Consider the following 14,297-nt stretch of genomic DNA (forward strand, 5'->3'; position numbering starts at 1 on the left):
GAGGGTGGCGTTGTACCAGAGCGCGGCGCGAAACGGGGTGCGCGCCTGGGCGCCCAGGCGCAGCGCCAGATCGGCGATAAACCAGGTGGCGGCGCCGCTGGCCAGGGCCGGCAGCAGCCGGACGCCCAGCGCTGTGTCGCCGGCGATCGTTTCGCCCGCGCGGATCCACCAGGCGATCATCGGCGGGTGGTCGAAGTAGCCCAGCTGCAGATGCTGGGCCCAGAGGCGATAGTAGGCCTCGTCCTCGGTCAGGTGGATGGCTCCGGCGGCCAGCAGGCGGACCGCTGTCAGCCCCACGGCCAGCAGCAGGACTCCGCGATGGAACCGCCATCCCGCGGGCCCGGCCCGCGTCACCGCGGAGGTCACCAGACCGCCCGGGAGGTGGTCACGTAGTTCCAGACGGCGGCGACGACCGCGCCCGCGACGCCGGCCACCCACCAGGTCGGGCCGCGCTCATAGACCATGGTGGCCACCGCCACATTGGCCGCCAATGGCACGCTGCACAGCACTACGAACTTCAGGTAGCCGACAAGCAGCGACAGCCCGCGTTTGCGCTTGTCGCGATAGGTGACGGCGTTGTTGATCAGATAGTTCGAGGTCATCGCGCCCAGGGCCGCGGTCAACTGGGCGGCGGCGAAGCCGTGGGCCAGCAGACTTCGCAGGATCGCCAGGTGGACGACCACACCGCTGGCGCCGACCAGGGCGAACATCAGGAACCGCGGCGAAATCAGGTCCAGGCTGAGCTTGGCGATCAGCAGGCCGAGATACTGCACCACCACGCCGTTATCGAGCTTGCTCTCGCCGGCCACCCGCGCCCGGAACTGGTAGGGCAGTTCGATATAGCGGGGCGGATTCGGCTGAGAGGCCATGATGTCGAACAGCACCTTGAAGCCCGAGGTGGCGAGCTTCGGCGCCACCGCCTCGATCAGCTCGCGGCGCATCATGAAGAAGCCGCTCATCGGGTCGGTGACCTCGGCATGCAACACCTTTCGCCCCAGCCAGTTGGCCAGACGACTGCCCGCCTCGCGGGTCTGGCCCAGCGCCGAGGCGCCTGACGCCCCTGTCGCCAGGTAGCGGCTGCCGACCACCAGATCCGCGCGATCGGCCTTCAGCAGGCCGAGCATCTTGGGCAGCAAGGTCTCGTCGTGCTGCATGTCGCCATCAATGACGGCGACGAAGGGCGCGGCGCTGGCCATGACGCCCTCGATCACCGCCCCGGCCAGACCCCGCCGGCCGACCCGGTGCAGACACATCACCCGCGGATCGGTGGCCGCCACGCGCTTGACGACGGCCGCGGTGCCGTCCGGCGAGTCGTCATCGACAAATATCGCCTGCCAGGTCACCCCGGTCAGGGCCGCGGCCAGCTTGGCCAGCAACGGTTCAACGTTCAGCGCCTCCTTGAACGTCGGGATCACCACGCTGAGCTCAAGCGCCCGCGGGGCCGCCGCGGAGGACCGGTCCGGCGAATTTGCAGACACTTCAATCCCCGTCGGCGCGCGCATCCGCCGTCATACCCGCGCCTTCGGGCGCTGGGAACCATCTCGTGCGCGCCGCCGGTGAGCGGGCTCGAGGCTTGGCGTCGTCGGCGATAAAGGCCGCTCCCCCATCCACGGCGCAGCTCTCGAACCAAGGCGTCGGCAGATCTCCCCGCCGACAGAGACCTGTCACAGATCTTCCCCGGCCGGACGGGAGCCATCTCCCCGCTGCGGGTTGAGCCGACCCGAGGGGGAAGGTCTCTAGCGAGGCGCCGCTCCGGCGCTCTCCAGGAACCCCTCCACAAGCGGGTCGTAGAGATCGAGCCGCTTATAGGCGCGGAAGGCCGCGGGGGCCGTGCGCCAGGCCGTGGCGAAGGCGGCCAGCCGTTCGGGCTGGTCGGCCAGGCTCTCCAGCGGGGTCAGCCAGACGCGGATAGTGAAGAGAGCGCCCCCGGTTCGGGGCAGCCGTCGCAGGGTCTGGCGTTCCACGCGCAGCTGAAGGGCGCGACCGGCGTCGGCGGGGGTGATCGCGCCGATCCGCGCGCGGATCGGCGTCGGGGTTGGCGTGTGCAGGTCCGCCGAATTCAGCAGTGTCCAGTTGCGCCGCTCCAGCACCAGGCCCGGGCGCAGACCCTCGAAAACCCGCTGCACGCGCCCCAGCAGCCGTTCGGCGAAACCGGTCACGGGGGCGTGCAACTCGGCCAGGCTGCGGCCGATCACCGCCTCGGCGGTGAAGAAGCTCCCCGCCGAAAGGGAGAGCGCGGTCAGCCGCCACGCGCCGTCATGCTTTTCCATCAGGCACAGATCGTCGGGAACGCGGCGCGCGGCGGCGTAGAGCGGCGGCAGGCCCGGAAGGGCGGGCGACGGACCGAGCGCGGCCTCGACCATCTCCAGCGTCTCGACCTGGCCCGGCCGCGACCCTGGCGCCTCCGCCCAGACCAGGTCCGGGCGCACCGCCAACAAGGCGTCCTTGCGCGCCGCCGGGTCGGCCTCGCCGCCCTCGAGCCAGTCGGCTACAGCAATGGGCCTCAGGCCGATGGCGAAGTCGGTCGTCGTTTCCCAGGGGCGATGGCGCGGAGTCATTGACGGGACCGATGGCGGTTCATGGGGCGCCGATCACCGTCGCCGCCGCGCGAGGCTCGCGCCCGACACGACCATGAAATAGCCGAGGAAGGCCACGGCGATGCCCAGCGAGTCCGCGGCCACGTCGTGCCAGTCGGCATCGCGGCCGAACCCCATCGCCCACTGCGCCAGTTCCACGAAGACCCCCAGCCCAAACGCGTACAGCGCGATGGCGCGCGGACGCTGTGGCGACAGGATCAGGCCCGTCGCCGTCAGGACCAGCCAGGCCAGCGCGTGCTCCTCCTTGTCCCACAGGTTGATCTTCGGCAGGTTCTTGCTGGGCGCCAGGCACAGATAGAGCAGAATGGCCGTGGCCAGGCTGTAGAGGGCGAGCCGCAGCGGCCGCGGCAGGTGTGAGGGCAGCATGCCGCCTTACTTGCACGTCCGCGTCCGCGTCTCTAGCGTCCGACTCCGGTGAAATTGCGGAGCGTCGGATGGCGGACAGGGCGGACATCGAGGCGGTGATCTGGGATTTCGGCGGGGTGTTCACCGCCTCGCCGTTCGAGGCGTTCAACCGCTTCGAGGCCGAGTGCGGCCTGCCCAAGGACCTGATCCGCAAGATCAACTCGGCAAACCCGCACGATAATGCCTGGGCGCTCTTCGAGCGCAACGAGATCGACACCGCCCACTTTGACCGGCTGTTCCTCGACGAATCCACGGCGCTCGGCCATCCGGTCCCGGGGTCCGCGGTTCTGCCCTTGCTCTCCGGCGCGCTCAGACCGGCGATGGTCGCGGCCTTGAGGACCTGCAAGCGGCATTTCAAGGTCGGCTGCATCACCAACAATGTGGTCTCGATGCACTCACCCGGCCAGGACGAGGCCCAGCGCGCCGCCGGCGCCATGGGTCAGGTCATGCCGCTGTTCGACGCGATCATCGAAAGCTCAAAGGCCGGCGTTCGCAAACCGGACCCGAGGATCTATCTGATGATGTGCGAGCTGCTGGCCGTGGCGCCGGCCAACTGCATCTATCTCGACGACCTCGGTATCAACTGCAAGCCGGCCGCCGCGCTTGGCATGACCGCGATCAAGGTCATCGACGTAGACCAGACCCTGGCCGACCTGGCGCAGGCGACGGGGTTGACGTTCGGGGCGGAGGCGGCCGCATGAGCCGACCGAGAAAGCTCTCTCTCGACGCCGTCCTCGACCGCCTGCCCGCCTGGAAGGCCGCTCCCGGTGCGCGCGAGGCGATCCACCGGGCCCTGGCCTTTCCGGATTTCAGCCTGGCCTTCGCCTTCATGGGCCGCGTGGCCACGCAGGCTGAGAAGCTCGATCACCATCCGGAATGGAGCAACGTCTACGGCCGGGTGGAAATTGTGCTGACCACTCACGACGCGGATGGCGTCACCGAGCTCGACGTCGCCATGGCGCAGTTCATCGATCGGGCCGCGCTGTCGTCGGGGGCGGTTGAACCGCGGGGCCGTACGAAACCGGAGCCGATCCCGCCGGAGGCGCTGGACCGTCTCCGCCGGCGCCCGCCGAAGACATAGTCGCCGACGGGGCGGCCAAGACCGCGCCGCTCCATCCGACACCTGTGGTCAGTTGACCATGATCGCGCCGACCAGCAGGCGCGCGCCGGGGCGACCCAGCACCAGGTCGGTCTGCCGCTGCAGCGACTGGGCGATCAGCTCGGCATTGGGCGGCGCGCCCGGCGGCAGGCCGGCGGCGTAGATCAGCACAACCTGCACATAGGCCGCCCGCAGGCGCGGGATCGAGGCGTCGGCGAACGCCCGCAGCTTCGGATCGGCAACCTCCAGGCCGCAGTCGACGGTGAGCACGCCGCGTCGCCCGCCCGCCCGGTTGGTCGTCCCGGTGAGCGTGGCGAACGGGAGATAGTCGGCGCCCCCGGACTTCTTCTTCTTGGGCTCCTCGCCGGCCCGGCCCGGCCCCGGAAAGAGGGCGCAAAGTGCGATCAGGCCCAGGATGGCGCGGCGTTTCATAAGGGGTTTGTGCGGCGACTATGGTTAGCGGTCTCTTTACGCGCCGGCTGCCAGACTCAGCGCCTGAAAGATTCGCTGGTCCCGGAGGGCCCCTTGGGCCGATTTACCGCATCCAACCTCGACCTCGACGGCAAGGTCATCCTGGTCACCGGCGGCACCGGGTCCTTCGGGCGGCGGTTCATCGAGACCGTCCTGGCCCGCGCCAACCCGCGCAAGCTGATCGTCTATTCGCGCGATGAGCTGAAACAGAGCGAGATGCAGATCGATCTGGCCGAGCGGTTCGGACCGGAGAAACTTGCCACGCTGAGGTTCTTCCTGGGCGACGTGCGCGATCGCGAGCGGCTGATCCTGGCGCTGCGCGGGGTTGACCTGGTGATCCACGCCGCGGCCCTGAAGCAGGTGCCGGCGGCCGAATACAACCCGTCCGAATGTATCCACACCAACATCATGGGCGCCGAAAACGTGGTCTGGGCGTGCCTGACCAACCGCGTGAAGCAGGTGATCGCGCTCTCCACCGACAAGGCCTGCAACCCGATCAACCTCTATGGAGCGACAAAGCTGGCGTCGGACAAGACCTTCGTGGCGGCCAACAACCTGTCCGGAGACATCGGCACCCGGTTCTCGGTGGTGCGCTATGGCAACGTCGTGGGTTCGCGCGGCTCCGTGGCGCCGTTCTTCCAGCGCCTGCTCGCCAAAGGCGCCACCGAACTGCCGATTACCGACACGCGGATGACCCGCTTCTGGATCACGCTCACCGAAGGCGTCGAGTTCGTTCTCTCGTCGCTGGACGTCATGCGCGGCGGCGAGATCTTCGTGCCCAAGATCCCGTCGATGCGGATGACCGACCTGGCCGCCGCCATGGCGCCTGACCTGCCGATCAAGGTTGTCGGCATCCGGCCGGGCGAGAAGTTGCACGAGATCATGATCTCGGCTGACGATGCGCGCGGCACGGTGGACCTCGGAGACCGCTACGCCATCGAACCGGCCTTTGTGGAATATGCCCGCGAGCCGCTCACCGGCGGGCGGCTGGAAGAGGGCTTCTGCTACGCCAGCGACACCAACACCGACTGGCTCACCGGCGCGGGGCTGCTGGCGCTGCTGGATGGGGCCGCGCCGCGGCGGCGGCGGCGCGCGAGCGACTAGGGTGACAGACCGAGCGCCTCTTCCGCTGCTGCCCTATGGCCGCCAGACCATCGAGGATGATGATATCGCCGCCGTCACCGCGGCCCTGCGGGCCGACTTCCTGACCACCGGCCCCCTGGTCGAGGCTTTCGAAGACGCCTTTGCCGGGACGGTCGGCGCCCGGCACGCGGTGGCCTGCGCCAACGGCACCGCGGCCCTTCACCTGGCCATGCTGGCGCTTCAGGTGCGGCCGGGCGAGGCGGTGATCGCGCCGTCGATCACCTTCCTGGCGACCGCCAACTGCGCCCGCTATGTCGGCGCCGAGGTGGTCTTCGCCGACGTCGACCCCGACAGCGGCCTGATGACGCCTGACACCCTGGCGGAGGCGCTGCGCAGGGTGGGCGACCGGCGCCTGCGCGCTGTCCTGCCGGTGCATCTGAGGGGCGACGTCACTGACCTACCGGGGCTCGCGGCGCTGGCCGGCGCGGCCGGCGCGGTGCTGGTCGAAGACGCGCCGCACGCGCTGGGTACGACCATGACCTTCGGCAATGTCGCCGAGCGGGTGGGCGACGCGCGTCACTCGGCCATGGCCACGTTCTCGTTCCATCCGGTCAAGACCATCGCCACCGGCGAGGGCGGCATGGTCACCACCAACGACCCGGGACTGGCTGAGCGCCTGCGTGTGATGCGCAGCCACGGGATGGTCAGGCCGCAGACCTCGTCAGGGCCGGGCGCGGACCCCTGGTGGTACGAGATGGCCGAGCCGGGCTTCAACTACCGGCTGCCGGATATCCTCTGCGCCCTGGGCCTGTCCCAGCTGGCCAAGCTCGACCGCTTCGCCGCGCGACGCCGGTCGCTGGTCGGAACCTACCGGGCCACGCTCGCGCCGCTATCGCCCCTCGTGACGATCGCCGCCCGCCCCGCCTGGAGCGACCCGGTGCTGCACCTGATGGGTGTGCTGATCGATTTCGACGCCGCCGGGGTGACCCGCCGCGAGGTGGTCGACGGACTGCGCGCGCGTGGGGTGGGCTCCCAGGTCCACTACATCCCGGTCCACCGCCAACCCTACTACCGCGACCGCTATGGCGCGCTCGACCTGCCCGGCGCCGAGCGCTGGTACGCCCGCTGCCTTTCGCTGCCGCTCTATCCCGCGATGGCCGACGCGGACGTGGCGCGCGTGGTCGAGGCGTTGACCGCGGTTCTGGGGGGCTAAGGGCGTGACCGCGGCGCGGCTGATCTTTCTCAACAACAACGCTCGTCATCCCCCGGATCAGCCCACGGCTTTCCGGGGATGACGAATGTTGGGGGGCGTTGCTTCGTCCCCTACGCCGCCAGCGACGCGTGCCTCAGAAGGTCGCGGATGGCGTCCAACCGATCTGGCGCGACCGTCAGTTCGGCGCGCGTATTGTCCTGCCGCGCCAACTTCAGCGCCTCGGCGCGCGCCCGGTCGGCCGCGGGACCCAGCGGCGCCACCTCGCCACTGGCGATCCTCAGCAGCAAGGTCAGGCGATTCAGCGCCGGCGCCGTGGATTTCACCGTCATCGAGACCAGCCGCGCGTCGGCCTCGACCAGGCCGCCGACCTCGCCGAGCTTGATCTGGATCGGCTGGTAGGTTTCCTCGACCAGGCCGCAGCGGGCGACGGCGCGCTGCAGCTTGGAAAGCTCGGCCAGCCGCGTCGTCGGATGATGCGAGCCCCGGCTTTCCCGCTCGAAGCGCAGGCTGAAGATCTGCGAATGCAGCCAGCGGCCGGCCTCTCGCTTGTTGCCGCCACCAATGATGTTCTCGGTGAGCCAGATCAGCGCCTCGGCCTCCTCCAGCGACGAGGCCCCTTCGCCGAGATAGGTCTCGACGAAATCGCGGGTGACCAGCCGGCGCGAGCGCGACGAGAACGCGGCCTGCACATTGTCCAGCGGCAACAGCTTGCCCGAGGCCGCGGTGAGCGCCATCGCCAGGCCGCGAATCACGTCGATCTCGCCGGCGGCGTCGGCGGGCCGCAGCCGCCGCTGACCGGACAGTTCGCGCAGGATTCGCTGCCCGATCGCGGCGCGGACACCGAGGAACCCGCCGCCGCCAAGCCACTTGGCCAGGCCCTGGGCCCGTTCCGACAGCTCCGGCATCACCTTGGCGACCGACGGCTCAAGCTTGACCAGAGCGTCGATCACATCGGCGGCGGCGAGCCGGCTCATGGCGGCCAGGCGCCCCCCCAGGTCGAGGTGACCGCCAACGACGTCGTCGAGCCCCTTCTCGCAGCCGACGATCTCTTCCAGCGGCTCGGCGATCACCGCCAGCGCCAGGGCGCGGGCCGGCCCTTCGGGCGGCGCGGCGTCGGCGAGATCGATCAGGAGGCCAACCTTCTCACTCCAGCTTCGCGCGGGAGCGAGAAACATCGCCACGCCGCAGCCCAGGCGATAGGCGGCCTCGGGGTCCGCGGCGAGCTGCGAGGCCGTCTTGGCGAAGGTCTGCGCGGTGATCCGCGGCAGACCCTTGCGCGCATCGCGCATCAGCCGCTCCACCGCGCGTTCCGTGAGGCTCTCGAACGACTTGGTCATGGCGACGACGGAGCAGTTGCGGGCATGGGCCTCCGGCAGGGCGATCTTCTGGATCGCATGCTGGATCTCGACCCGGCTGGCCTCCAGTTGCTCCACCAGGTCGGGTCGGTGCAGCAGTTCAAAGGGGGTCGCCTGACGCCGCGCCAGCCAGGTTTCCAGAAGGCGGCCGATCTTTTCGCGGGCGTGACAGGTGTAGAGGTCCTGCGGTGCGACACAGAGAGGCTCAGCCGGTTCGCGGGTCCTGATTTTGCGCGCCCGCTCCGGGGCGCCGACCGTCAGGATGGTCAGGGAATGGAATTCGCCGGTGCCGGCCTCGAGGGTCTCGCGCATCACCCGCGCGGCGGCCGCCTCACGCTGGTCGACCATCTCCATGGCGGCTTCAAGGGCGCTTTCCCGATCGTCGACGGCCATTTTCAGCGTCCATGGCGAATCGGGATAGCGCCGGACGAACACCTCGAAATGCACCTGATTGCCCGACATCTCGTCCTCCGCCGTGAACGGGAACCTATCGGTGAAGCTTTAAGCTCCGATTGATCGCCTGCGTCGTCGGCGCCGACGCCCCATTGAGGCCACGCTGCGGGACGACTAGCTTGGCGACAGAGTGAGGAGACCTCGTACCCAAATGGCCAAGATCACCCTGGTGGACGACGACGAGAACATCGTCACGTCGGTGAGCCTCGCGCTGGAGAGCCACGGCCATGCCGTCAAGGCGTACTACGACGGCGCTGCGGGCCTGGCGGCGCTGGAGAATGACCCTCCTGACCTGGCGATCCTCGACGTGAAGATGCCGCGCCTGGACGGGATGGAGGTGTTGCGTCGCCTGCGCCGGACCTCCGACCTGCCGGTGATCATCCTGACCTCCAAGGACGAGGAGATCGACGAGATCCTCGGCTTCAACCTGGGCGCCGACGACTACATGCACAAGCCCTTCAGTCAGCGGCTGCTGATCGAGCGGGTGAAGGCGGTGCTGCGCCGCGCCGGCATCGAGGGCGAGGAGCCGCAGGCCGGCGCCGCCGGGGCTGACGCCACCCGGGCCATCAAGCGCGGCAAGCTGACCCTCGATCCGGCGCGCCACGACTGCCTGTGGGAAGGCCGGCCGGTGAAGCTGACGGTGACCGAGTTCCTGCTGCTGCAGTCGCTGGCGCAACGGCCGGGCTTCGTGAAGAGCCGCGACAACCTGATGGACGCGGCCTACGACGATCAGGTGTACGTGGACGACCGCACCATCGACAGCCACATCAAGCGCATGCGCAAGAAGTTCCGCGACGTTGATCCCGAATTCGACGCGATCGAAACCCTCTATGGCGTCGGCTACCGATACCGCGAAACCTAGGCGCGGTTCCCGGCCGCCGCGATTCCGCTGGCTGCCGGGCACCCGCCTCGGCCGGCTGATCATCGCGCTGAACGTCCTGGGGCTGGCGGTGCTGATCGTCGGCGCCCTGGTGCTCAACGAATTGCGCCAGGGCCTGGTCAACGCGCGGATCGACAGCCTGACCACCCAGGGCGAGCTGATGGCCGCGATCATCGACCAGGCCGCCACGGTCGGCGAGCCGCAGCCGGCGATGGATCCCAACTACGCCAATCTGACGCTGCAGATGCTGGCCAACCCCAAGACCCAGCGCGCGCGGCTGTTCGATCGGCAGGGCCGGCCCATCGCCGACAGCGATCTGGTCGCCGACCGGGTGGAGCAGAAGGCCTTGCCGCCGGCCCGGGCGCGCGACGCCGGCGGCCTGTCGCTGGACTTGAGGAGCCGTCCGCGCGCGGATCTGGCGCGTGAGGCGCGCGCGGCCCTGCGCACCGAGGTGGCGCGCGCCTTGCGCGGCCAGCACGTGGCCGGCAAGCGGCGCGGCGAGGACGGCGCCTGGGTGGTTTCGGTGTCGATCCCGATCCAGCACGTGCAGATGGTTCTGGGGGTGTTGACGCTGGAGGCCAACGACGTCGATGCGATCATCGCCCGCGAGCGGCTGGCGCTGATCCCGTTCATTCTGATCGCCATCGCGGTGACCTTGGGCTCCTCGCTTCTACTGACCCGGCTGATCGCCCAGCCCGTGCGCCGCCTGGCCCGGGCCGCCGACCGGGTGCGACTGGCCGGGGCGCGGGCCATCTCGCTGCCGGACCTGGCCCGGCGTGATGACGAGCTTGGCGACCTGACCCGCAGCCTCGAGGCCATGACCCAGGCCTTGTCAGAACGGATGGACGCCATCGAGAGCTTTGCCGCCGACGTGGCCCACGAGAACAAGAATCCGCTGACCTCGCTGCGCTCCGCAGTCGAAACCCTTGATCTGGTCACCGATCCCAAGGCGCGCGACCGGCTGCTGAACATCCTCAAGAGCGACGTACAGCGGCTGGACCGGCTGGTCACCGACATCTCCAACGCCTCGCGACTCGACGCGGAGTTGTCGCGCGACGAACCCCGGACGGTCGATCTCGAACGCCTGGTGTCCGACATCGTGGCGATCTACCAGGTGACCGCCAAACCGGGCGACGTTCGCGTCAGCCTGCAGCGCAGCGGAGCTCTTGATCCGGTCACCGTCATGGGTCGTGAGGGGCCGCTGGGGCAGATTTTCCGCAACCTGATCGACAATGCCCGGTCCTTCAGTCCGCCGGGCGGCGAAGTCGCGGTGGCGCTGGCGCGGACCGGCGGCAAGGTGCTGGCGACGGTCTCCGACAGCGGCCCGGGTATCCCGGCTGAAAACCTGGAGACGGTGTTTGCCCGGTTCTACACCTCCCGACCCAAGGGCGCGGTGTTCGGCGGCAATTCCGGTCTCGGCCTGTCCATTGCCCGCCAGATCGCCGAGGCGCACGGCGGGTCGCTGCACGCCAAGAACCGCATGGGACCGGACAACCAGGTGATGGGCGCGGCTTTTCTCCTGATCCTGCCCGAAGCCCGGCCATGACCGTCCACGAAGGGGTGATCGCCCACGCCGGGCTGATCGCCGCCCGCGCGAGCGGTCCCTGGCGCGGGGTGTTGATCGAGGGCCCGCCCGGCGCCGGCAAGAGCGATCTGGCGCTGCGCGCGCTCGACGCGGGGTTCCGGCTGGTCGCCGACGACCGGGTGGCGCTGTGGACCTGCGACGGCCGGCTGTTTGGCGCGCCGCCGCCGGCGCTCGCGGGTCTGATCGAGGCGCGGGGTCTGGACATCCTGCGGGTCAGCGCCCTGCCGCTGGCCGAGGTGGTGCTGGTGGTGCGGTGCGGCCTGCCCGAACGGCTCCCGCCGCCCCGTTTCCGTGAGATTCTGGGCCTGGCCCTGCCGATGATCGAGCTCGATCCGCGGGACGCTTCGGCGCTCGCGAAACTCGCTCGCGCGGTGAGTTACTTTGACCGCGCCGGCAACAGGCGTATTTAGCACCGCTCGCGGAACAGGTCTTGGGGCGGCGCGGGGTGGGGATACCGTTGGAAGCTTACGTATGATCGGGCTGGTGATTGTCACCCATGGCCGGCTGGCGGAGGAATTTGTCTTCGCCATGGAGCATGTGGTGGGTCCGCAGGCGGCGGTTGAGGCCATATGTATCGGCCCCGAGGACGATATGGAGCGTCGCCGCAAGGACATCCTTGCGGCCTGCGAACGCGTGGACACCGGCGCCGGTGTGATCCTGCTTACGGACATGTTCGGCGGCACGCCCTCGAACCTGGCCATCTCGGTGATGGAGCAGACCAAGGCCGAGGTGATCGCGGGGCTGAACCTGCCGATGTTGATCAAGCTGGCCAGCGTGCGCGGCCGCCAGAGCCTGGAGGACGCGGTGGCCTGCGCCCAGGAGGCCGGGCGCAAATATATCTCCGTCGCCTCCTACGTGCTGGCTGGCGAAAAGTGATGGGCCGGCGAGAGATGAGCCCGCGATGAGCGAGGGCGCGGCGTCCCGCACCGTCGAGATCGTCAACAAGCGCGGCCTGCACGCCCGCGCCTCGGCCAAGTTCGTCAAGGCGGCGGCCGCCTTCGACGCCGAGGTCCGCGTCTCCAAGGATGGCCAGACAGTCGACGCGCGCTCGATCATGGGCCTGATGATGCTGGCCGCCGGCCCTGGCAGCTCCATCGACATCGAAGCCGAGGGCGCCGAGGCCGAAGCCGCTGTCACCGCCCTTGAAGCCCTGGTCGCCGCCCGCTTCGACGAGGACGAGTAGGGCTCGACCCGGTCCCGGCCGACCAGGTTCAAGTCAGCCAGGACGGCACAACGTCGTCGCCCACATCTGGAGTCCAGCGCCTTCCTCCCGATCGCAGGTCTATCGCCCGTCGGTGATCACAGAGAAGCGCCGCGCGTCGCACCCGGATCGATGGACTTGCCTCCCGCTCAAGGTTGACGCTGGGGACTGCTTGCCCGCGCCGCCAGCCCGGGCATAGTGCCCCCAAGGCCCAAAGTCGAAGGCCGTGGGAGACGACCATGAGGATCATCACGCTCGGGCTGGCGCTGGCGCTGGCCGTCACCCTGGCGGCCTGCCAGAAGACCGGCGGGGCCAATGTCGATGGCGCGCGGATCGCCGCGGCCGACGGCAACGCCGAGTGGGTCTCCTACGGCAAGGGCTATTCCGAGCAGCGGTTCAGCCCGCTGGACAAGGTCTCCACCGCCAATGTCGGCCAGCTGGGCCTGGCCTGGTACGCCCAGTTCGACACCGACCGCGGCCAGGAGGCGACGCCGCTGATGGTCGATGGGGTGCTCTACACCACCACCGCCTGGTCGAAGGTCTATGCCTTCGACGCGGCGACGGGGAAGCAGATCTGGGCCTATGACCCAAAGGTCGACGGCAAGAAAGGCTTCGACGCCTGCTGCGATGTCGTCAACCGCGGCGTCGCCGTCTGGAAGGGCCGCGTCTACGTCGGCACCATGGATGCGCGCCTCGTCGCGCTGGACGCCAAAGACGGTCACGTCGTCTGGCAGGCGCAGGTGGGCGACCCCGCCAAGCCGTTCACGATCACCCAGGCCCCGCGCGTGGTGAAGGACAAGGTGCTGATCGGGGAGTCCGGCGCGGAATACGGCGTCCGAGGCTTCCTGGCGGCCTATGACGCCGCGACCGGCAAGGAGCTCTGGCGCTTCTATACCCTGCCGAACGCGACGGGCGCGCCGGACGGCGAACCCTCCGACAAGGTGCTCAAGGAAAAGGCCCTGGCCACCTGGCCCGACGGACAGTGGAAGACGGTCGGCGGCGGCGGCACGGTGTGGGATTCCATCGTCTACGATCCGCAGCTGAACCTGATCTACTTCGGTGTCGACAACGGCACGCCCTGGGACCAGGAGAAGCGGTCCGGCGGCAAGGGCGACAACCTGTTCCTGTCGTCCATCGTGGCGATCAACGCCGATACCGGCGACTACGTCTGGCACTATCAGGTGAACCCCGGCGAGAGCTGGGACTACTCGGCCGTCCAGCCGATGATCCTGGCCGACCTGACCATCGGCGGCGCCCCGCGCAAGGTGCTGATGCAGGCGCCGAAGAACGGTTTCTTCTACGTGCTGGACCGCGCGACCGGGAAGCTGCTCTCCGCCAAGAACTATGTGCCGGTGACCTGGGCCAAGGGCATCGACATCGCCACCGGGCGGCCGATCGAGAACCCTGAGGCGCGCTACAAGAACGGCAGTGTCGTCCTGCAGCAACCGGGTCCGTTGGGGGGCCACAACTGGCACCCGATGTCGTTTTCGCCCAAGACCGGCCTGGTCTACATCCCGGCCCAGGCGGATCCGTTCGCCTATCAGGGCGCCACGAACTTCGCCTACAAGGCCGGGGCCTGGAACCTGGGCCTGAACATGCTGGCCAACGCCGGGCCACAGACACCCGAACAGGCCAAGGCCGCGGCCGCCAGCTACAAGGGCTACCTGGTCGCCTGGGATCCGGTGAACCAAAAGGCGGTCTGGACCGTCGAGCATCCCTATTTCTGGAACGCCGGCGTGCTCTCGACCGGCGGCGGGCTGGTCTTCCAGGGCGCGGCGGAGGCAAAATTCTACGCCTACGACGCGACGAACGGGAAACAGCTCTGGTCGTACGACACCGGCAACGGCGTCATCGCCGCGCCAATGAGCTACGAGATCAAAGGTGAGCAGTATGTGGCCCTGATGGTGGGCGCGGGCGGCGGCGGACAGGTCTCGGCGCCGGCCCTACTGCCGGTC

General features: G+C 69.0%; 15 protein-coding genes and 1 pseudogene. 10 read left to right on the forward strand and 6 right to left on the reverse strand.

Features of this window, described 5'->3' with window-relative positions:
- The 4 genes from RMN86_RS15250 to RMN86_RS15265 all read right to left on the reverse strand — a co-directional run.
- Nucleotides 1–366, reverse strand: a 366-nt coding sequence (locus RMN86_RS15250) for a glycosyltransferase family 39 protein (RefSeq protein ID WP_309606705.1), incomplete at its 3' end; no start/stop codon positions are given.
- Nucleotides 363–1,478, reverse strand: coding sequence for a glycosyltransferase family 2 protein (locus RMN86_RS15255; RefSeq protein ID WP_309606706.1), 1,116 nt, complete (start codon nt 1,476–1,478; stop codon nt 363–365). The genes RMN86_RS15250 and RMN86_RS15255, both read right to left, overlap by 4 nt.
- 258 nt (nt 1,479–1,736) lie before the next feature.
- Nucleotides 1,737–2,558: a DUF3445 domain-containing protein gene (locus tag RMN86_RS15260; protein ID WP_309606707.1), complete on the reverse strand. Its 822-nt coding sequence runs from the start codon at nt 2,556–2,558 to the stop codon at nt 1,737–1,739.
- 33 nt (nt 2,559–2,591) lie between these two features.
- Nucleotides 2,592–2,963 carry a hypothetical protein gene (locus RMN86_RS15265; RefSeq protein ID WP_309606708.1) on the reverse strand — a complete coding sequence of 124 codons (372 nt, stop codon included), beginning with the start codon at nt 2,961–2,963 and terminating at the stop codon, nt 2,592–2,594.
- Nucleotides 2,964–3,031: 68 nt separating this feature from the next.
- On the opposite strand from RMN86_RS15265, the gene RMN86_RS15270 reads away from it, so the two are divergent.
- Complete coding sequence (locus tag RMN86_RS15270) at nt 3,032–3,703, forward strand: HAD-IA family hydrolase (RefSeq protein ID WP_309606709.1); 672 nt, start codon at nt 3,032–3,034, stop codon at nt 3,701–3,703.
- Nucleotides 3,700–3,984, forward strand: a pseudogene (locus RMN86_RS15275) (4a-hydroxytetrahydrobiopterin dehydratase); the annotation flags it as partial. The gene RMN86_RS15270 and the pseudogene RMN86_RS15275, both read left to right, overlap by 4 nt.
- A 147-nt stretch (nt 3,985–4,131) precedes the next feature.
- Here RMN86_RS15275 and RMN86_RS15280 read toward each other — a convergent pair.
- Nucleotides 4,132–4,533: a hypothetical protein gene (locus RMN86_RS15280; protein ID WP_309606710.1), complete on the reverse strand. Its 402-nt coding sequence runs from the start codon at nt 4,531–4,533 to the stop codon at nt 4,132–4,134.
- Nucleotides 4,534–4,626: 93 nt separating this feature from the next.
- On the opposite strand from RMN86_RS15280, the gene pseB reads away from it, so the two are divergent.
- On the forward strand, nt 4,627–5,676 hold the full coding sequence (gene pseB, locus RMN86_RS15285; RefSeq protein WP_309606711.1) for a UDP-N-acetylglucosamine 4,6-dehydratase (inverting): 1,050 nt from the start codon (nt 4,627–4,629) through the stop codon (nt 5,674–5,676).
- 1 nt (nt 5,677) lies between these two features.
- Nucleotides 5,678–6,868, forward strand: a complete 1,191-nt coding sequence (pseC, locus tag RMN86_RS15290) for a UDP-4-amino-4,6-dideoxy-N-acetyl-beta-L-altrosamine transaminase (RefSeq protein ID WP_309606712.1) — start codon at nt 5,678–5,680, stop codon at nt 6,866–6,868.
- A gap of 110 nt (nt 6,869–6,978) precedes the next feature.
- Here the strand turns inward: pseC and RMN86_RS15295 are convergent, their stop codons facing one another.
- Nucleotides 6,979–8,685, reverse strand: coding sequence for a hypothetical protein (locus RMN86_RS15295; RefSeq protein WP_309606713.1), 1,707 nt, complete (start codon nt 8,683–8,685; stop codon nt 6,979–6,981).
- Nucleotides 8,686–8,827: 142 nt separating this feature from the next.
- On the opposite strand from RMN86_RS15295, the gene RMN86_RS15300 reads away from it, so the two are divergent.
- From RMN86_RS15300 to RMN86_RS15325, 6 genes are all read left to right on the forward strand, one after another.
- Nucleotides 8,828–9,538 (forward strand): response regulator transcription factor, encoded by a 711-nt coding sequence (locus RMN86_RS15300; protein ID WP_309606714.1) that lies wholly within the window; start codon nt 8,828–8,830, stop codon nt 9,536–9,538.
- Nucleotides 9,507–11,102, forward strand: a complete 1,596-nt coding sequence (locus RMN86_RS15305) for an ATP-binding protein (protein ID WP_309606715.1) — start codon at nt 9,507–9,509, stop codon at nt 11,100–11,102. Before RMN86_RS15300 ends, RMN86_RS15305 begins: the two co-directional genes overlap by 32 nt.
- A complete protein-coding gene (locus RMN86_RS15310) occupies nt 11,099–11,551 on the forward strand; it encodes an HPr kinase/phosphorylase (protein ID WP_309606716.1) in 453 nt (150 codons plus the stop codon). Before RMN86_RS15305 ends, RMN86_RS15310 begins: the two co-directional genes overlap by 4 nt.
- 61 nt (nt 11,552–11,612) lie before the next feature.
- The gene (locus RMN86_RS15315) at nt 11,613–12,017 is read left to right on the forward strand and encodes a PTS sugar transporter subunit IIA (RefSeq protein WP_309606717.1); all 405 of its coding nucleotides are present in this window, start codon (nt 11,613–11,615) and stop codon (nt 12,015–12,017) included.
- A 25-nt stretch (nt 12,018–12,042) separates the two neighbouring features.
- Nucleotides 12,043–12,324: an HPr family phosphocarrier protein gene (locus RMN86_RS15320; RefSeq protein WP_309606718.1), complete on the forward strand. Its 282-nt coding sequence runs from the start codon at nt 12,043–12,045 to the stop codon at nt 12,322–12,324.
- A 257-nt stretch (nt 12,325–12,581) separates the two neighbouring features.
- A partial coding sequence (locus RMN86_RS15325; RefSeq protein ID WP_309606719.1) for a PQQ-dependent dehydrogenase, methanol/ethanol family occupies nt 12,582–14,297 on the forward strand: 1,716 nt, incomplete at its 3' end.

Origin of the sequence: Phenylobacterium sp., assembly GCF_031360265.1 — a bacterium.
In the GTDB taxonomy this organism is placed as follows: Bacteria; Pseudomonadota; Alphaproteobacteria; order Caulobacterales; family Caulobacteraceae; genus Phenylobacterium.